This window comes from Staphylococcus sp. 2S1, from assembly GCF_046721335.1.
Taxonomy (GTDB): domain Bacteria; phylum Bacillota; class Bacilli; order Staphylococcales; family Staphylococcaceae; genus Staphylococcus; species Staphylococcus equorum_A.
In genome coordinates this window covers 1,837,830-1,857,002 of sequence record NZ_JBEUUJ010000003.1, presented here as the reverse complement: position 1 = coordinate 1,857,002, position 19,173 = coordinate 1,837,830, and the positions used below count along the sequence as shown (strand labels likewise).

21 protein-coding genes and 1 pseudogene are annotated in these 19,173 nt (G+C 30.9%); 5 read left to right on the top strand and 17 right to left on the bottom strand.

Annotated elements, in window-relative coordinates; genetic code table 11:
* Positions 1-108 precede the first annotated feature (108 nt).
* The 5 genes and pseudogenes from ABLV90_RS09935 to bshC all read right to left on the bottom strand — a co-directional run bounded on the left by ABLV90_RS09935 (position 109) and on the right by bshC (position 5,900).
* Positions 109-2,349, bottom strand: a pseudogene (locus tag ABLV90_RS09935) (penicillin-binding protein).
* Entirely contained in the window at positions 2,330-2,740 is a 411-nt protein-coding gene (gene ftsL, locus ABLV90_RS09930; RefSeq protein ID WP_021338689.1) for a cell division protein FtsL, read from the bottom strand. The pseudogene ABLV90_RS09935 and the gene ftsL overlap by 20 nt, the downstream one beginning before the upstream one ends.
* Positions 2,741-2,754: 14 nt before the next feature.
* Positions 2,755-3,690, bottom strand: a complete 936-nt coding sequence (gene rsmH / locus ABLV90_RS09925) for a 16S rRNA (cytosine(1402)-N(4))-methyltransferase RsmH (RefSeq protein ID WP_460872579.1) — start codon at positions 3,688-3,690, stop codon at positions 2,755-2,757.
* A gap of 15 nt (positions 3,691-3,705) precedes the next feature.
* Positions 3,706-4,137: a division/cell wall cluster transcriptional repressor MraZ gene (gene mraZ / locus ABLV90_RS09920; protein WP_427704838.1), complete on the bottom strand. Its 432-nt coding sequence runs from the start codon at positions 4,135-4,137 to the stop codon at positions 3,706-3,708.
* 149 nt (positions 4,138-4,286) lie between these two features.
* Positions 4,287-5,900: a bacillithiol biosynthesis cysteine-adding enzyme BshC gene (bshC, locus tag ABLV90_RS09915; protein WP_460872578.1), complete on the bottom strand. Its 1,614-nt coding sequence runs from the start codon at positions 5,898-5,900 to the stop codon at positions 4,287-4,289.
* A 280-nt stretch (positions 5,901-6,180) separates the two neighbouring features.
* On the opposite strand from bshC, the gene ABLV90_RS09910 reads away from it, so the two are divergent.
* Complete coding sequence (locus tag ABLV90_RS09910) at positions 6,181-6,621, top strand: N-acetyltransferase (RefSeq protein WP_285323010.1); 441 nt, start codon at positions 6,181-6,183, stop codon at positions 6,619-6,621.
* A gap of 219 nt (positions 6,622-6,840) precedes the next feature.
* Here ABLV90_RS09910 and ABLV90_RS09905 read toward each other — a convergent pair whose 3' ends face one another.
* From ABLV90_RS09905 to ABLV90_RS09890, 4 genes are all read right to left on the bottom strand, one after another.
* Positions 6,841-7,527, bottom strand: a complete 687-nt coding sequence (locus ABLV90_RS09905) for a YjjG family noncanonical pyrimidine nucleotidase (protein WP_427704844.1) — start codon at positions 7,525-7,527, stop codon at positions 6,841-6,843.
* A gap of 146 nt (positions 7,528-7,673) precedes the next feature.
* Positions 7,674-7,808 (bottom strand): beta-class phenol-soluble modulin, encoded by a 135-nt coding sequence (locus tag ABLV90_RS09900; protein ID WP_460872577.1) that lies wholly within the window; start codon positions 7,806-7,808, stop codon positions 7,674-7,676.
* Positions 7,809-7,850: 42 nt separating this feature from the next.
* A complete protein-coding gene (locus ABLV90_RS09895) occupies positions 7,851-7,985 on the bottom strand; it encodes a beta-class phenol-soluble modulin (RefSeq protein WP_427707788.1) in 135 nt (44 codons plus the stop codon).
* A 45-nt stretch (positions 7,986-8,030) separates the two neighbouring features.
* Positions 8,031-8,165, bottom strand: coding sequence for a beta-class phenol-soluble modulin (locus tag ABLV90_RS09890; RefSeq protein WP_460872576.1), 135 nt, complete (start codon positions 8,163-8,165; stop codon positions 8,031-8,033).
* A 380-nt stretch (positions 8,166-8,545) separates the two neighbouring features.
* Here ABLV90_RS09890 and ABLV90_RS09885 point away from each other — a divergent pair, with 380 nt between their 5' ends.
* A complete protein-coding gene (locus ABLV90_RS09885) occupies positions 8,546-9,103 on the top strand; it encodes a GNAT family N-acetyltransferase (protein WP_285323006.1) in 558 nt (185 codons plus the stop codon).
* A 63-nt stretch (positions 9,104-9,166) separates the two neighbouring features.
* On the opposite strand, the gene ABLV90_RS09880 is transcribed toward ABLV90_RS09885, so the two are convergent.
* The 7 genes from ABLV90_RS09880 to ABLV90_RS09850 all read right to left on the bottom strand — a co-directional run bounded on the left by ABLV90_RS09880 (position 9,167) and on the right by ABLV90_RS09850 (position 15,191).
* Positions 9,167-11,050, bottom strand: coding sequence for a DUF5776 domain-containing protein (locus ABLV90_RS09880; protein ID WP_427704848.1), 1,884 nt, complete (start codon positions 11,048-11,050; stop codon positions 9,167-9,169).
* A 308-nt stretch (positions 11,051-11,358) separates the two neighbouring features.
* Positions 11,359-12,039 (bottom strand): glycerophosphodiester phosphodiesterase family protein, encoded by a 681-nt coding sequence (locus tag ABLV90_RS09875; protein ID WP_460872575.1) that lies wholly within the window; start codon positions 12,037-12,039, stop codon positions 11,359-11,361.
* Positions 12,040-12,505: 466 nt separating this feature from the next.
* Entirely contained in the window at positions 12,506-12,613 is a 108-nt protein-coding gene (locus tag ABLV90_RS09870) for a putative holin-like toxin (protein WP_460872574.1), read from the bottom strand.
* 304 nt (positions 12,614-12,917) lie between these two features.
* Positions 12,918-13,025 (bottom strand): putative holin-like toxin, encoded by a 108-nt coding sequence (locus tag ABLV90_RS09865; protein WP_427704856.1) that lies wholly within the window; start codon positions 13,023-13,025, stop codon positions 12,918-12,920.
* A gap of 446 nt (positions 13,026-13,471) precedes the next feature.
* Positions 13,472-14,212, bottom strand: a complete 741-nt coding sequence (locus ABLV90_RS09860; RefSeq protein ID WP_427704858.1) for an SDR family NAD(P)-dependent oxidoreductase — start codon at positions 14,210-14,212, stop codon at positions 13,472-13,474.
* Positions 14,213-14,591: 379 nt separating this feature from the next.
* A complete protein-coding gene (locus ABLV90_RS09855) occupies positions 14,592-14,780 on the bottom strand; it encodes a hypothetical protein (protein ID WP_427704860.1) in 189 nt (62 codons plus the stop codon).
* Positions 14,781-15,083: 303 nt separating this feature from the next.
* On the bottom strand, positions 15,084-15,191 hold the full coding sequence (locus ABLV90_RS09850) for a putative holin-like toxin (protein ID WP_460872573.1): 108 nt from the start codon (positions 15,189-15,191) through the stop codon (positions 15,084-15,086).
* A 578-nt stretch (positions 15,192-15,769) separates the two neighbouring features.
* On the opposite strand from ABLV90_RS09850, the gene ABLV90_RS09845 reads away from it, so the two are divergent.
* The 3 genes from ABLV90_RS09845 (at position 15,770) to ABLV90_RS09835 (ending at position 18,451) form a co-directional block, all read left to right on the top strand.
* Entirely contained in the window at positions 15,770-16,807 is a 1,038-nt protein-coding gene (locus ABLV90_RS09845) for a DUF4352 domain-containing protein (protein WP_427704862.1), read from the top strand.
* 575 nt (positions 16,808-17,382) lie between these two features.
* Positions 17,383-17,871 carry an AAA family ATPase gene (locus tag ABLV90_RS09840; protein WP_460872572.1) on the top strand — a complete coding sequence of 163 codons (489 nt, stop codon included), beginning with the start codon at positions 17,383-17,385 and terminating at the stop codon, positions 17,869-17,871.
* A gap of 145 nt (positions 17,872-18,016) precedes the next feature.
* Positions 18,017-18,451, top strand: a complete 435-nt coding sequence (locus ABLV90_RS09835; RefSeq protein ID WP_460872571.1) for a hypothetical protein — start codon at positions 18,017-18,019, stop codon at positions 18,449-18,451.
* Positions 18,452-18,561: 110 nt separating this feature from the next.
* Here ABLV90_RS09835 and ABLV90_RS09830 read toward each other — a convergent pair whose 3' ends face one another.
* On the bottom strand, positions 18,562-19,122 hold the full coding sequence (locus ABLV90_RS09830) for a PepSY domain-containing protein (protein ID WP_427707779.1): 561 nt from the start codon (positions 19,120-19,122) through the stop codon (positions 18,562-18,564).
* Positions 19,123-19,173 lie beyond the last annotated feature (51 nt).

The following is a 19,173-nucleotide window of genomic DNA, read 5'->3' as shown; positions in this document are numbered from 1 at the left end:
CATACGCTACTAAATACTGACAAGCTACTATTTTTGAATACCTCATAATCATGAAACAAATATTCTAACATGAGTTAAAATTGAAATCAGAAGTTGTGCTAAATAAATTTATTCTTTATCTTCTTTGCTTTCTTCATTGTCTTTAGATTTTGATTCGTCATCAGCTGTTTCTCCATTTATTTCTTCAGAAGACAACGTTACTTCTATCTTATCTTTTTTACTTATCTTTTGACCTTCTGTTATAGATTGCTCAGAAACAAATCCGCTACCTTTGGTAGTTACTTTTGTATTCGTGAGCTTTTCAAATGCAATGACTTCTTCTTTAGTCCAACCGGACATATTTGGCATCGTAACATCGCCATCAGTCAATAATAGCACTCTACTATTAGGCAATACCTCTTTATCTGCAGTAACAGATTGTTTTGTGATTTTCTCACCGTCACCTATAACGATAGGTTCTAGAGATTTACTATTCACTTTGTCTTGTGCTTTTTGTGTTTCTTGACCTTCAACATCTGGCACTTTGCTGTATTTCACATCTGATTTGTCTTTAGAATTTTTATCACCAACATTCAGATATTTCAACGTGTTCTCCATAATTGGTTTAAAGGCCTTACTCACACCACTTTCATATGCTTCTTGATCATTTTTCTGAGCTAAACTCATACCAAGCATAAACAACAACTTCAGGGTCATCTTTTGGTGCATCACCGATAAAGCTTACGAAATATGGATTTTCACCCTCTACGTATCCACCATTATCTGAATCCGCTACTTGTGCTGTTCCGGTTTTACCTTCTATTTCATAACCATCGATTTTATAGTTTTTAGCATTACTCTTTTCGCTGTTAACAACCTTATCCATTTCAGTACGTACTTTTTTAGCCGTATCTTTTTTGATTGGTTTACCGGCGATTTCTTTTTCACCTTTGTAGAAAGTATCATTACTTACAGGATTAGATACACTATCTATAAACCATGGTTTCAACATATTACCTTCATTATAGAACGCTGATTGCGCTTGTAACATTTGTACTGGTGTTACAGTCGTTGATTGACCAAATGCAGATGTTTTTTGTTGTGCTTCATTATCCCATGCGATGTCACCAGTAGCTTCACCATCAAACATACCGTTCGTTGATTCACCGAACCCAAATTTTTCATACCATTCTTTCATCTTATCTGAGCCAACTAAATCTTGTAAATGCATCATTAGGGTGTTTGAAGAATATGTGAAACCAAGTGACATTGGTATCTCTCCCCAACCTACTTTGTTCCAGTCGGAAATTTTCGATCCCATGACTTCTCTTGGTTCTGCCGTATATTTTTTATCTGGTTTAAATTCTCCTTCTTCAATTGCTGCCGCTAAACCAAAGTTTTTAAATGTGGAACCTGGTTCATACGTATTTTGATACAAATCATTCGCCCATTTTTTACCAAAATCTTCGCCAGTTTCTGGGTTAAACGTAGGTCGTTGACTGTATGCAAGAATTTCACCTGAGTCTGCATCCATGACTACAGCAAATAAATCTTTCGGTTTATAATGCTCAACCATTCCATCTAGTGCTTCTTCAACAAAGACTTGAATGTTGGAATCTATAGTTAAATGAACATCATCACCGCGTTGTGGTGTTTTCTCTTTTTTGTATTTGGCGCAATGTAGCCCCAAATATCATGAATGTAAGATAACGCACCTTTTTGTCCTGATAAATAACTATCGAATATCTTTTCAACGCCCATAGCACCATTTAATTCCCCAGTATCAGGGTCTTTTTGTGCTATGCCAATAAGATGTGACGCAAAGTTACCATTAGGGTAGAAACGTTCAGTTTCTGGATAGAGCGTGACGCCAGGTAGATTCATTTTCTCTATCTTTTCTTTTTCTTGATAGGTTAAATCAGCACCTTTTTGTCCAAATTCAACTTGAAATGCTTTCTTATTATCCAGTCTTTTTTCAATATCTTCCTCAGACATATCTATCACTGTCGCTAATTTCTTCGCAGTTTCTTTTTTGTCTGTAACATGTTTCGGTTTCTCGCTGCCTTCACTCGCTTTTTTATCAACAATAGCAACGACTTTATATCTTTCTACGTCTTCTGCTAGTACTTTTCCATTACGATCATATATTTTTCCACGTTCAGGTTGCTCTTGGCTTTGGACTAAATATTTTTCGTTTGCCTTCATTATTAAATCTTCGCCGGAAGAGTGCCCTGTCAACATAATATATGAGTATCTTAAAACCAACGTAAAAAAGAGCAGTCCAAATCCGAGAACGAGTAGGACTGCCCCTATTTTACTTTGTTTAATTAGAAAGTTCGGTTTTTTAAATCTAATTTTTCGCTTCGCCATTATTACGCACTACCTTTACATTGTCGTTCTTAAGGCTCATTCCTTCGTCTTTTGCCTTATCGTAAATGCGTTCATATGAAGAGTTCTTTTTAATTTCAGATTCTATTGCGCTGTTTTCACTTGATTGTTGTTCGATTTTAGTATCTAAATCTGCAATTTTTCCTCGAGTATCATACGCATCCATTTTTAAAGATAGCATATAAATACTTATTAAAGCAATTACTGTTATAAGTCCTATGTATAACATTTTCTCAAACTTTGTAAGTTGAACTACTACTTTGCGTTTTACGGTTTTGGTTTTAGGTTGCGTTTTAGGTTGTTTCCTCGGTTGTGATTCGGGAATCTGTTGTTCTGATCCATTATAAGGTTGATAAATCTTCTCTACTGCCACTCATCATTCACTCCTTATTTCAATATTTCTGCAACACGTAACTTCGCACTACGCGCACGGTTATTTGTATCTAGATCTTCTTCAGCGACGGTAATGGGTTTACGGTTAACGCGTTTCAATTTAGGCGTGTACGCTTCAGGTATGACTGGCAATCCCCGTGGAACATCTGGACCTTTTTCATATTCTTGAAACATCTGTTTGCATAATCTATCTTCCAATGAATGGAAAGTTATGACTGAAATTCTACCATCAATTTTTACTGCACCTATCGCTTGTTCTAGTGAATCTTCGAATGAAGATAATTCATCATTCACTGCAATTCTAATTGCTTGGAAAATCCTTTTTGCAGGATGTCCGCCTTTTCGCCTAGCTTTTGCGGGTATACCTTCTTTTATTACATCAACGAGTTCTAACGTTGTTTCGATTGGCTTTTGTTCTCTGTTCTGTTCTATACGACGCGCAATTTGTTTTGAAAATTTTTCTTCGCCATATCGATGAAAGATTCTGACTAATTTTTCAAATTGCCAATCATTTACAACTTCATAAGCTGATAACGATTGTGTTTGATCCATTCGCATGTCTAATTTGGCATCGTTATGATAACTAAACCCACGTTCAGGTACATCCAATTGTGGACTGGACACACCTAAGTCGTAGTAGATGCCATCTACTTTTTCAATATTCAAATCATTTAAAATTTCAGTTAATTCTCTAAAGTTGCTATGGACAAAGGTCACTTTATGTAAGTGTTCTTTCAAAACTTCTTTAGCATTTTCAATCGCTGTTGTATCTTGGTCGATTGCTATAAGCCTACCTTCGTCACCCAATTGATTTAATAAATAGAGGGCATGCCCTGCGCCACCTAATGTACAGTCGACATAGACACCATCTTCTTTAATATTTAAATAATCAATGGTTTCTTTAAGCATAACGCTGACATGATGAAACAAATTTAACTCCTCCTATTAAAAATCAAAATCAATCAGGTCTTCAGCAATATCTTCGAAACTATCTTCAGATTCTTCATAGAAACTGTTCCAAGTTTCTCTATCCCAAATTTCAATACGATTTGAGACACCTATTACTGTACATTCTTTGCTTAAGTTAGCGTATTGTCGCAAGTTTTGCGGAATGTTAATACGCCCTTGTTTATCTAGCTCTACTTCTACGGCTCCCGAGAAGAACATACGCATAAACTTACGTGCGTCCTTTTTAGTCATTGGTAATGTCTTCATCTTCTCTTCGATAATTTGCCATTCATCCAAAGTATAGCCAAACAAACATTTGTCGAGGCCTCGAGTGATTATAAAACGTTCATTTAAGTCATAGCGAAACTTGGAAGGCACTATCATACGTCCTTTTGTATCCAACTGATGCTCGTATTCTCCCATGAACATTTATAATCACCTCACCTTCTCATATATATAATTTACCACATCTCACCACTATCCTCCACTAATTATACAAATATAACCATAATTTCTTATTCAACGTAAAAAAACACCCGATTCATCAAAAAGATGAATCGGGTGCGCCCTTACTGTCTCTAAGGTTTTATTATAATATGATCAAAAGTGTAAGAAAGTGGTGGATAAGTGGAGGGATTGAACACATTCATCCCAAAATCATTCATAATTTGTAAAGGGTTCCATATTCTTTCTTGTAACCCTCCCATTGGATGAAGTGTACCACTTAATACTTTGAAATGTTTCATGCTAATTTCATTTTCTCGTTCAATATTTAATAAATATCTATTTATCAAATAGTCGTATTGCTTTTGATGAATTGAATTATTTTTTTCTAATAATAATGTATTATCATTGTTGCCTTTTACTTCTGCTTTTAGCGATTGATATAGTGTTTCTTGCTGTGCTTTCATTGATTCAATTTGATCAATGAATGTTTGAGATGCTTGTGCTCTAACAAATTTTTGTTTAGCATCTTCAATTCCATTTTCGATAATTTGGTTTTTATCCAGTTGATATTGTGCTATTAATTTTTCAATTCTGTGATTAATATAAGTAATTCGTAAGCGTGGTAAGACGATTGGCATTGAAACATCCAATGTTTTAAACACATCGTTTAATTCGGTCCAATACTTTATTTCACTTGGTCCACCAATAAAGGCAACAGTGTTAAATAACCATTCTTCCATAACAGGTCTTGTTACCACATTATTTGAAAACCTTTCCGGCTCTGAATCTACTATATCTAAAACCTCTTGAAGCGTCATTGTTTTATCTGATTTATTCAAATAGAATTGACCCTCTTTGAATGTCAGTAATTGTCTCATATTATCTTCGTGTAAAAACAAATGCACATTTGTATCTGTTTGAATCATTTGCTCCAAACCACTTGCTGTTGTTTGTGCTTGTGTTTTTCTAAAGGTCGCATCAACATCAAGATGGTTTTCCACAATTTTTCTGATAAACGGTTGCTCTAATCGACGTAGTTCAGGATCATTAGCGTCCAACAATAATAAACCATATGTTTTAAATACTTCATGTAGCAATGCTTTAAACATATCGGACCAACTATCATGTGCATCAATAATATTACGACACATTTCAATTAAAGGTCGTGAATGTTCAGTTTCATTCAGTTGTTGGAAAAATTGATTCAAAGTTTCCTTGAGCTCAGCTTTATCAGGATTATAATGTGAGACACTTGCTTCTGGTGGCTCCATCGTATGATATTTGACTTTATGTAACTTAGCATCTTGATTATTATATGCATAAGTATGATTTACTTCGTCAAAATCATGGTCTTCCCCTGCAATCCAAAACACAGGCACGACATGTTTATTATAATCTTTAGATAGTTGTTGACTTAGTGTAATAATAGAAAATATTTTATGGAATGTATACAAAGGTCCACCAAATAAACCTGCTTGTTGTCCGCCAACAATTACTTTTGCGCCATCACTTAATAATTTAATATTACTTTCTTGTTCCTCAGTCAAAGATAAATCACTCATATAATTTTCAATCACTTGCGTTAATGCAACTTCTCTTCCATTACTTTCACTTAGAAGTCTTTGTTTATAGTTATTCTTATCCATTGCATCTAAATGATAAAACTGAGCTAGTGTTGAATCACTTTGTTTAATTTTTGAAATAAATTGATCTTTTTCGTTAAGTTTCGTAGTCATACAATCCATTCGTAATTCTCCTTATGTTACTCTATTCCTAATCAGTATAAAGTTTATGTACTATATTGACAATTTAACGGCTTAAAATAACCTGTATTTTTTACTTTTTAATTCAATGCACATACTATAATAAACGATTTTTGAAAAATTTTAAAAAAGTGTGTTTATGTATTTGAAATAAGCATTGTATACAGTCTACTTTAACAGTATGTTTCGTGTCGTCATTTTTGTGAAATATCATTAGAAATAAGGTATAATAAAATATAATAGTACAAAGGGGGAAGACGCTATGAGTAACGTAAAACGTCTTGATATAAATTATAAAACAGACGAATTATTCGAAGATTTTAGAAACTTCGGCAACAAAGATTTGTATATGGTTGATGAACTTCGTGGAGAAATGATAGATGCCAGTTCAGATTCACCTTTTTATGGTATTCAAATCGGAGATAGATTAGGCGCAAGAATGGCATTGTATCGTAAAGGCGATGTTGAAGAAGTCTACTTCCCTGATTTCGACGATTACAACGTATTGTGGAAATTAGAAGTATTAAACGACTTTCAGAATCGTGGTTACGGTAAAGAGTTGTTAGATTTTGCAAAAAATCAAGGACTTCCTATTAAAGTCATTGCTCGTAACCAATCTAAAGCATTCTTTATTAAACAAGGATTCAAAGATGTAAATGCAGTAAACAAAGATGGACATGATGTTCTAGTTTGGACACCATAAAAAGAGTACGAAAGATAAAACATATGTCTCAGTTGTTTTATTTTCATTAGCAGTCTGATACTAAATGCATTTGTTTTCAGCTTTAAAAAAACTACGCGTCTACCTTAATGTAGACGCGTAGTTTTTTACGACCGCTTCAACTCTTGGAATCCTGTTTTAGTTATCCGAAAAATAGCGGGGATCCGAAATCCAATTTAATTTCGTATTCCTGCCCCTTTTTTATTTCATATAAATTAATAATTCATTGAGTGATTTTATTGTATAATCTGGTTTGATATTAGTTTCATTTATTTTATTTCTAGGATTAAACCAACACGTGCCAATTTGGGCATTTTTACCACCTAAAATATCTGATGTCATAGAATCTCCGACGATTATGGCATTATCTCGTTTGTCTTCACCAATTTCCTTAAATACATAATCAAAAAATTCAGGCATTGGTTTTTGGTAACCTGTTTGTTCTGAAACAAAAACACCTTTAAATAATTGACCAAACTGTGCCTTCGCAATACGGCGCTCTTGCGTTTCTAACACACCATTCGTCACAATATATAAATCATGATTTTGTTTTAAATACTTTAAAGTTTCAACTGTGTTAGGAAAGAATTTTATTGGTGCTTTCGCTAATTCATCTCTAAATATGTGATCCGCTTCTTTACCATCCACGGTCATTTCATGTAAATCAAAATATACTTCAAATCGCTTACTTAGAACCTCTTCCTTCGTTAACTTATTAATTTGAAAAGCTTCCCAATGCGCTTGATTCACTTTCATAAAGGTTTTTAAATCGTCATGATTAGCGATCAATTTATATTTTTCTGCCATTTTGAAAAATGCATGTGATTCCGCATCATGAAAATCTACGATTGTATCATCAAAATCTATGAGTAGACTTTTAGAATTCATTTTTATTTCCCCTCTTTTTATACATATTCATTAATACAATTGAATATATTTATTGCTTTTATTCACTCAATAACAGTATACACATTTTGAACATACAAAAAAATGGCCAAGGTTATCACCTTGACCACTACTTCCTATTTTAATAATTAGAATCCAAACAATTGACCTAATAATCCGACACCGCTTGATACAATATCTACAATACTAGTCCCTAATTCTACACCATTACCTGATTGTCTTGCTTGTATAGTATTTGCGATAGCTTCTGCTAATTTAGACATAAAAATCTCTCCTCTATTTATAAGTTTTATAATTTATTTTTACTAGAATCCGAATAATTGTCCTAATAGACTTACACTGCTTGATACGATATCTACAATGCTTGCCCCTAATTTAACTCCGTCTCCTGCAATTCCTGCCTGTACTGTTTCTTTTATTGCGTTAAATAAATCTGACATATTGATTATCTCCTTTAAAGTATTATTTTTTAAAATCTACTTAGATTAAAATCCTAATGCTTGAGAAATTAATGCTGCCCCATTAGAAATGATGTCTAAAACGCCACTTCCAATTTTCATGCCATCTCCTGCAATACCGACTTGTACTGTATTTTTAATTGCTTCAAATAAACCTTCCATTGTAAACACTCCTTATAAAATAAGATTTGCTCTGACTGAAAATTATGTTTAAAGTGATACTTATAAAATACTTTTTATTTGTGTATCACTTATTATGTATAATATAAGATAATACTTGATTATATTGTTCGAAATTCCTTACTTAATCATAAAATCGCTGTATCTGTTATTTAATTGCTAGTTTGAAACAGTTATGAATCCTTAATTGTATTTCACACAATTAAATAACTTTTCATAATGTTGGTGAATTATTAATTTTTTGTTAGAAAAGCATTGATTTTATCAGAACTTTTTAAAATTAATGTATAATCACAATTAATTTGTAGTATGCTGATATAAATAAATTCAACAGACTATCTGAATAGATTGGGAGGATCATTATGAAAGCAGTGCTTAAAATTAATAACCATCTAAGTTTAAGAGATGCTCAAGCAAGTGACATTGAAGATTATCTCTCAGTCCCTTTTAATGAAGAGCTTTTAAGAATGTATGGCTCTGAAATAAATTCAGAAACTGAAAAGCAACAATCTGGTGCTAAATTATTAATCGCGAAAATTATGGCTAACCCATATGAATGGGTTATTGACTATGACAATTTATTTATTGGACAAGCTCGTTTAACTTTAGATGAAACAAATAATAAAGCTAAGTTTGCAATAGGTATATTTAATCCACAGTTTTGGAATGGAGGAATTGGTACTCAAGTAACACATCAAATTTTGGAATATGCCTTTAATGACTTAGGTCTCCATAAAGTTTATTTAAGAGTCCTTTCATATAATTATAGAGCTATAAATTCTTACAAAAATTCAGGTTTTATAATTGAAGGTAGTGATCGTGAAGGTTCATATATAAATGGAAATTATGAAACCGACTTATATATGAGCATCTTATACGACGAATTTAAAAGTAATTTCATCAATAAAGGTAAACATTAAAAAAGAAGACTCCAAAATTGGAATCTTCTAGTAATCTCTATAAAGTCACTGTTCCTTTTCAATTTAAACCTCTTTAACAAAATTTCTATTTGCGGTTATAAATGTACCATTCATTGTTTTAAGTCGTGGCGTACCCTTTGAAGATGCCACTACTTTTTGAATAGCTACTTTTTCATTAACCTTAAGCTCTGTCAAAGCTTCACCACTAAAGTCCCTATTTTGATATTCCTTACAATCTTTTGTAATCATCACTGTTTCAGGTTTCTCATAAATATATTTATTGGCTTTACTAGTAGCAACACGATAAATAAACTTTTGATTGGCTGTTAACACTAATCCATCCACTGTGATAAGTCTTGGTGTATTCTTTTTAGTATAGCCAATGTCTTTAATTTCTATTATCTCACCTATTTCAACATTAACATCTGCGCGTTCTTTAAACTCCAGATCTTTATATAAATTGACCTTTTTCGCTATACCAATCGTTATTGGATTATAGGTGAAATATTTATTAGGCGCCTCTGTCTTTCCAGTTTTTTTATCATTCACAATAAATTCAGATTTAAAATTTTGTCTATTAAGTTTGAGCGTCTGCGTTGCGTTAGGTAAATTCATGTTAATTGTATACTTCTTATAGTTATCGTGAATTAAATTAATGTTAAAGTCAAAATTGCACTTACTTAAATCTTCAGTTTTTACGTATAATCGATGCTCATCTTCAGAGAATTCAACTTCGATTGCGTTGAGCTCATAATTAATTTCAGTAAGTAACACTTGATTAATTGTAGTTTCTGAAGCTTTATATACTCTTATAACTTCTCTTAATTCATCATCAATAAGATGCGTGCCTTCATAAACAGCGAATAGTTCTTCTTTCATTGGTAAATAATCTTTTACAGATTCAGGCATTAAAAAGTGAATTTGATTATCTTTCACATATCTATCTGCTTTTCCACCTTTTAATAGCATGCCGATAAAGTCAAAAAGTTTCTCATATTCTTTATTTATAAGCATTTGATAAATATTTTTATATTTATCACCAATGATATAATCTTCAACATTTTTATCATGTTCATTTAAAGTATCTATCATTTGTTGAAATAGACTATAGAATACATCTTTATTTTCACTTTTTACAAATCTTCTATTATTAAATAATCTAGAAACGAAATCTACTTCTACAAGTCGACTTAATGATTGAAATTCTGCTGGCTTAGGTATATCCAATTTCAACACTTCTTGTAGAACCAATAAATTAAAATGTGTTTTTTCTATAATATTTGTTTCGCCTACAAGTGATTGATTATATGAATATCTATTCACATGATAAACAGGCGTTGAATTCATAGAAGCTGTTTTACATTTAGAAATTGCATTGATAAAGAACAATTTATCTTCACCAAATTTCATATGCTTGAATTCAATATTATTATCAATAATGATATCTCTTTTAATAATTTTACCTGGTGGTCCTACAGCTCTAAAAATCTTATTAATTTCATATGGTACTAAATTATTTGCAACTTTATATGAAGTAAATCTTCCTAATTTGCTAATTGCTTTATCTGTATGTTTAATACTGTGTCCAAACGCAACATCTGAATTATTCTCTTCAGCTTGGTTTAATAGCGTCGGCAAACCAGTTGAATCTAACCAATCATCTGCATCAAGAAAAGTTATGTATTTTCCATTCGCATTTTTAATGCCTACGTTTCTAGGTTCAGCAGGACTACCCGTGTTCTCTTCTAATTTAATGAGTTTTAAAAAACTATATTTATTTTTATATCCTTCAATTATTTTTAATGAGTTATCACTAGAACAATCGTCTACAAATATCGCTTCAATTTTATCTTCATTAATATTTAATGCCCCAATTGATTCTATACATTCATTAAGAAATAATTCTTTGTTGTACACTGGTACAATGATAGACAGCAATTTTTCCAATTCCTAATTCCCCTTTTAGATGATTTAGTAATCATTATATAGTATAAATGATTACTAAAGTATTTTTTATAAAAAACAATCCCTACTTATTTCTATAAGTCGTTAAATTCTTAAATATGTATAAAAATCGTTCGTTATGTATTTATTAATATTTTAAAAACTACTACCTAAAAATAACATAAAATGGTAATACACAACACTTTAAATGGAATTATTTTAAAATACTTATCATTCAAGTATTTAATGCAATGGAAATTATAATTGAAATACGCATCCCCCTTTATATTTATAGCGTCTATTATTGTTAATTACTTTACAATATCATCTCCATAATTTGTAAAAAATCCTTTCACTCCTATTTGTTTCAAGGACTTATAGTCATTCCCACTGTTTACAGTAAATGCGTGTACTTGCATAGCATTGTTTTCAACACTTTCTATAAGCTTACGATCTATTTTTTTATGCGAAACTCCAACTGCATAACTATAACTACTTATATTTTCTAACATATTATTATCTAATTTGCTTAATTCATTATCATAAATCAATTTGACCAATGGTATGTTTTCATTCTCATTTTTAATTGTTTTCAAAGCTTTATCATCGAACGCTTGTATAACGATGTATTTAGAGTTAAATAACTTTTTATTTTTTAATTTTTCTACCGTAATATGTGCCATATTAGGATTATCTTTAGCGTTTTTTAACTCAATATAGTATTTAACATTGTTACCATATTGATCTAAAACCTCATCAAAAGTTGGAACCTCCAAATTTCGATTTTTCTTATCTCTTAACTTCAACTTTTTTAACTCTTCAATTGTATAGTCTTCTACCTTGCCTTTTCCATTTGTAGTTCTATCTATTGATTCATCATGCATAACGACTAAATTATTATCCTTAGTTATTTGTAGATCCAGTTCCAAATAGTCAATATTCATTTCATGAATCGCTTTATTATATGCTTGGAAAGCTATGTTCCGGTTCATAACCACTAGCACCCCTATGAGCAATAATTAAAGGTTTCTTTTCAGTGCCTTCATACCCTTTAACTTTTGGTATGAATATTATTATAGATACTATAATAATCAGGATGATTCCAGGTAAAACATATGTATAAAATGATTCTCTCTTAATTGACATCGCCCCATTTTGTTTTAAAAAACTATAAAAAATACTTTTTTCTTAATTCTTTAATTATATTGTATTATCTATATATTTAATATACCATATCATACATTTTTACATTCATTTAGTTACATCTATAATAAATAGCCAATACAATGAGACGATTCATAAAAATTTGATGATTTATTTATATTATGGTAATTTATAGATAGAAAAAGGGCAACACACTATACGTGTATCGCCCTAGTGAGCCCGTTAAAAAGACGGTGGCTTTAAAATGATAATTTATATAAAAATAACCATTTAACCGGCCAAAGTTAGAGATGGTTATTTTTTATGTCTTAATTTAACAATTGTAATAACTAAACCTAATAAGGTAACGATGAAAGTACCGAAACCTAACATTAAGTGCGGCGCTTCTACAATTGAAACCACACAAGGCGTCTCCTTTCTAAAGATTTAAATGGCACTTTCATAAGCACCACCTCACTTTATACTGAGATTAGCCACCATCTACCCAACTCGCTCGCTCTAATTTTACTATATTTTTTATTCTACATACTATTACTTTTGTCGCCCTATAGAATTTGATTATATTTTTATATTGTGGTAATTTATAGATAGAAAAAGGGCAACACACCATACGTGTATCGCCCCAATGAGCCCGTTAAAAAGACGGTGACAGATTATTATAAGTTATTTTAAAAACAACCATCTAAACCGCCAAAGTTAGAGATGGTTATTTTTTATAGCTTAATTTAACAATTGTAATAACTAAACCTAACAAGGTAACGATGAACATACCGAAACCTAACATTAAGTGTAGCGCTTCTACAATTGAAACCACACAAGGCGTCTCCATTCTAAAGATTTTAACGGTACTTTCATAAGCACCACCTCATTTTATACTGAGATTAGCCACCATCTATCCAACTTGCTCGCTCTAATTTTACTATATTTTCTAATCACCTGACCATTACTTTTAATGACCTTTTTTCACTGCGTTATGTCAAAATATTTCAAACTGATAAGTATAGGATTAAAAAAAAACCCTGTAGCAACTATCTATTTCAACAAGTTTTATAATACCTATCTTATCGAAAGTACAAAACTTTTAGTTACTATACAAAAATCAATGTGTGATTCTAATACAGTAAGTATAAAAACTGAAAATTTATATATAGAGTCTAAAAAATACAAAAATTATCGTAAAAACTAATTGAACCCATCTATTCAATTAGGTGAGTTTAAAATGATATTTGTCTAGTCATAATAGTAAAGAAAAGCACAAAATCACCAAGGAACAACGCCATTATTATTTGTAAAAGTTATATTTTTAATATTTTTACCTTTTTCTACTAAATCAATAACTCTTTTTATACCTACATCAATTGAGTTTGCTCCCATTTGTTTAGCAGTTTCTGGGTCTAGACCTCCAAATTCCGTGGCTACCATTCCAGGATCAACTAAATCTACAGTGATATCATAGCCTTCTTTTTCTAATTCTTTTGATAATTGAATAGAATACATATTTAAAGCTGCTTTTGATGATTGATAACCAGCGACACTTGCACCATATACGATTGATTCCTTATCTAAAGCTGAATTAAGAGACCCCATCATACTAGACATATTAATGATTTTTGCTTCTTTCACTTTTTTGAGTAACGGCAATATTGCTGAAGTTACATTCATAACTCCAAAAACATTAACATCAAACTCATTTTTCACTTTAGTGACATCAAGTTTAGATGGACTTGACGCTTCTAAAGCTATACCCGCATTATTAATTAAAACATCTAAAGAGTTTATTTCTCGAGCCGCATTCTGTACAGAGTTAATATCAGTAACATCTAGTTGAACTGTAGTCACGGACAAGCCTTTTAACTTTAATTCTTTCACAATAGATTGACCATCTTGTAAACTTCTAGCACCTATGATAACATGATACCCTTTCTCCGCTAATACTTTTGAAATTTCTTTTCCCATTCCTCTAGTAGCACCTGTTACTAGTACTTTCTTTGAGTTATCCATACTTTAAAATCCCCTTTTCATATTAACGTTACAAACATTTAATAATTTCCCTTTTGAACTAAATACAAACATTATCGATTTATTGGCTTTCAGACTAAAAACTACCAACTTATTTTGTTTAGATTTGTGTATTCTTATAGTTCTCAATTTCAATGAATTTATCTTTTCTGATATTTTATTTCCACAATATCTTTCAAATTAACCTTACTTAATACTATATCTTCATAAAAATGTAATATTTGTGTGTATGCATCTACTCTGTGCATATAACCTTCTTTAGTTTAAATATAGCCATCAACAAAATATGGTAATTCTATAGATGGATCATGATACATTTTAAATATTAAAGTATCGTTTAAATCGTTCCACTGCTCATCATTTAGTATATATCTATTTTGTTTTGATCTTGTTTAAAGTGATTTAACATTTCATATTGTTCAGGCATTGTAACGAATGGTGCCCACTTAACCATGTCTTGTCCTTTGGGTATACGTGGTTTGAGATATTCTCTAGATAGATTACAGTAGTTAGATTCATATTTATATTCACCAAGTGTGTTTTGGTTCATAATCATATAAGCACCTTATGAACACAATAGAGCTTATGTTTTATTGTGTAAACAAAAATTAAACTTAATACTCTTACGATTACTATTACTTTTGCATTCGTACTTTTTCCTCCTTAAAATAAAAAGCCGACATGACTATGCCGACTTAAACAATTGATAATATTTTTGTATTGTGGTAATTTATAGATAGAAAAAGGACAACACACCATACGTGTATCGCCCAACTGAGCCCGTTAAAAAGACGGTGGCCTCTGTATCTAGTTATAGTATAACCTTCTACTGCCGACCAAAGCGAATAGAAGGTTATTTTTTATGGCTTAATTTAACAATTGTAATAACTAAACCTAATAAGGTAACGATGAAAGTACCGAAACCTAACATTAAGTGCGGCGCTTCTACAATTGAAACCACACAAGGCGTCTCCTTTCTAAAGATTTAAATGGCACTTTCATAAGCACCACCTCACTTTATACTGAGATTAGCCACCATCTATCCAACTTGCTCGCTCTAATTTTACTATATTTTTAATCTATAGACTATTACTTTTGTCGACCTATAGAATTTGATTTAGATAAAATTTATAATTCCAGCCTTTATTTCATTATCTCGTTGCATTATTTAAAATTAAAATATACAATAAAAGTATAAAATACATTAAAATAATTAAGGAATATAAGTTGAATTAAATAGCTGGTCGTATGTTAGTTAATGAAGGACTTAATGTTGGATAAAGATAGCTACTCTTTTCATTAATAAGCAAAATCAAGTTATTAACAATACCATTGCTTTAGTCCTGTTAAATAATGCGGCATTAATTAACAAAGTCGTATTTAATAATAACACTAGAAATTGGTATCTTTTAATCCTTATTATGAGTACATCTATGTAAAAGATAATAACAACTTTAGAGTTATTGGGAGAATTGTTCTTTAATACTCAGCATATTTTATGCTTTAGTATATATTTTAGAAGCAAAGGAGCAACTTAGAATGAAACAACATCAAGAAAAAATATCTCAATCAGAATGGGAAAAATACCAAGCATTTCAGAAGTACACAGCTAGTAAAAAAAGAAAAAATTGGCTTATTGGTTGTGGAGGATCTCTAATTTTAATTGTTTTAATTATTATTGGAATTTCAGCATGTACAGCCATTTTTGTAAATAATGATGAAAAAACAACATCTAGTGATAATAGCGATAGCGATAAAAAACAAATATATAAATTAGGAGAAACTGTTAAAAATGGAAACTTAGAAGTAACAGTTAATAATGTTGAAACTGCTAAACAGGTCGGTCCTTCTATTTTACCTACAACACCTAAAGATACTTTTATCATTGTAGATGTGAAAATTAAGAATAAAGGGAATACTGCTTTAACTATTGATAGTAATATGTTTAAGTTAAAATCAGGTAAAAAATCATTAGAAGCAGATTCTCAAGCTTCTATCTCTGCCAATCAAAGCGAAGATGGATCTATACAAAATTCTTTCTTCCTTGAACAGGTAAATCCAGATAGTATCACAGAAGGAAAAGTAGTTTTTGATGTTTCTTCTGAAATTATTAAAGCTAAAAACAATAAATTAGAAGTCTCTTCTAGTTTCTTCAGTATTAAAAGCGTAATTTTTGATTTGGGTAATATTAAAGAAATCGCAATGAATAATCAAAATGAACAGGAATTAAATAATTCAGTTATGAATATATCTAATGAAAGAAATTCACTAGTCCAAACTACCAACAATAGAACCTTAGATTCTGATATAACCTCTGATAATAACTCACGTAGTCAAGTCGAAAGTCCTACCAAAAAAGAAAACAATAGTTTTAACTCAGAACTTAACTCAGAACTTAACTCACAATCAGAACAAGATAAAAATAAGACTGAAGTAGATGAACGCACAGATAATTTTTATAATCAAGAACTAGATGAAATTAACACATCATGGATTGACGAAGATACTAATTTTTATGATGATTTTCCTCAGTCGAATTATGAAAAAACAGATATGCAATCAAATGAATTAGAATAATATTTAAGGGAAGTTCTTAAATCCCTATATATTTTTATTAAAAAGCACCTAGTGATTTAAATATAAAATTAAATATGCTTGAAATATTTGATATATTATAAGTAACAATTCGTAATAACCATTCCACTTCTCACTCTATAAAGTAACTCATTTCAAATTAAATCCCACTATACCAGATGTTAATTCATCTGGTATTTTTTTGGTCATTTATCGTATCCCTATATATATATTATCTTTTTAGCTCTTTGAAAAAGAACCTAAAAAAGAACCTCGTCGCAACGGAGTTCTTTTTTGAATAATATGTAATTTATTCTCTTAGTGTCCTGGGAGACCAATGCCAAACTTTAGAGGATAGCTGAAAAGAGCATAACTAAAGCATTTCACTACTTTTACATTCGGAGCAAATAGAAAGAATCCGAACCATTTTGACACGTATTTGACACGTGACACACCCATCTATTCATATAAATGAGTGCGTGGGTTGTTTGTTAATATAATTTTTCATATAATTAGTATCAACACAAGAAGAACTCGTTTACACACTTTTCAAAAAAGAAATTCGGGGGTAAATAAATTTGAATAATTTGGGAACTTTATTTTTTTCTCGGGGAAAATGGGAGCGAGGAAAATCAACTAGATCTAAAGAAATAGAACAAACTGAAAATGCAGTGTTATTGTCTGAAGATGAATGGTTAGAAAAATTATATCCAAATCAAATAAATAATTTTGATGATTACTTAAGTTACTCAAAGTTGATAAAACCATTATTGAAAGAGCACATCCAGAGAATTTTAAAAGTCGGTAGTAATGTAGTATTAGATTTCCCAGGTAACACTAAAACTCAAAGAAAATGGCTATTAAGTGTAGCTTCAGAAATTAATGCAAATCATCAATTAATCTTTCTTAATATAAGCAATGAAAAATGTTTGATACGAATTAATAAAAGACGTAACGAAGAACCAGAAAGAGAACAATTTGATACTACAGAAACTTTCGAATATGTTTCTAGTTTCTTCGAGCCCCCTGAATTTTCAGAAGGTTTAAATATTATCGAAATCAAATAGTTAAACCCATCTATTCATTTAGGTGGGGTTTCTTATGTTCTTAGGTACGTTCTATACATAATGAAATCATCAAAACACTCACACTTAAATTATCAGATTATTTTTGTTATGATGATTATAATTCTAATGAAGGAAGGTGTAATTCATGAATAGATATGCTATTGCTTACGATTTAAATAATGACGAAAAAAACTATAATGAATTAAGTAAGTTCCTTAATTTATTAACAGAACCTATTCGCGTGCAAAAATCCCTTTGGATAGTAAAAAGCGAACTTGATAAGCTAGAATTCACTCAGAAAATTGAATCTATACTGGATGAGGATGAGTATTATCTTATTTTCACTTTAGATGAATCGCCGAATGGTAATGTAGATAAAAACGTATCACCTAAGATAAGTGAGTTCTTTAAGCCAGGGGCTAAACGTTCTTTTTCTTCGATTTCTAAGCCATCATATTATTTTGGTGGCTTTCTTAACGAACGGCAATCACCACCCTACTCACCTCTCGATGCAACACAATGCATTTCTCAGCATAAAAAAACCCCACTAATTAAAGTGGGGGTAAAGGGAAGGTTGTAATCTTCCAAAAAACTAATTCCCTTTTATAATTACTTTAAACATTTCATTTCTATTCATTATTTGAATTTTAAAACACCCACCTACTCATTTAGGTGGGTGTAAATAATTTATTAATCTTGCTCATTAGTTAGTATTTTGCCATTTTTAGCATCAACGCTAATTTCATGTTTGGTCTTTCCTTTTTTCAAGTCCATATCATATACAAGTTTACCGTTATCTTCTGATAGCGACCATTCTTTGATATCACCATCAAATTCTTTTTGGCCTTTTTTGATTGCATCTTTATAATCAATGGCGTCTTTATATTTAAATTCTTCTTTTTTATCTATTGAATCTTCTTTTTCAGTCTCTTTATTCAATACTTTTTTATTTTTATCAGATACTATCACTTCAGATTCTTCACCTGATTTTTGTTGTTCAATTTTATAAGCCCATTCGCCGTTACTCTTTTCATAAGAAATACCTTTTAGGTTTTGTCCGCTATATACATCTTGCGCTTTCTTTACAGCGTCTTTAGGACTTGTTTTGATTTTATCTAATGCAATAACTTGTTTATCTGCATCTTTATTACTTGAGTTCTCAGACTTAGTATCACTATCTGATGATCCATTTCCACATGCAGTTAATAATACTGCGGACATCGTTAAAGTTGCTAAACTTTTAAATTTCATAAATATTACCTCCTAGAATCAATTCAATTCTATTTTCCCCTTAAACTAATT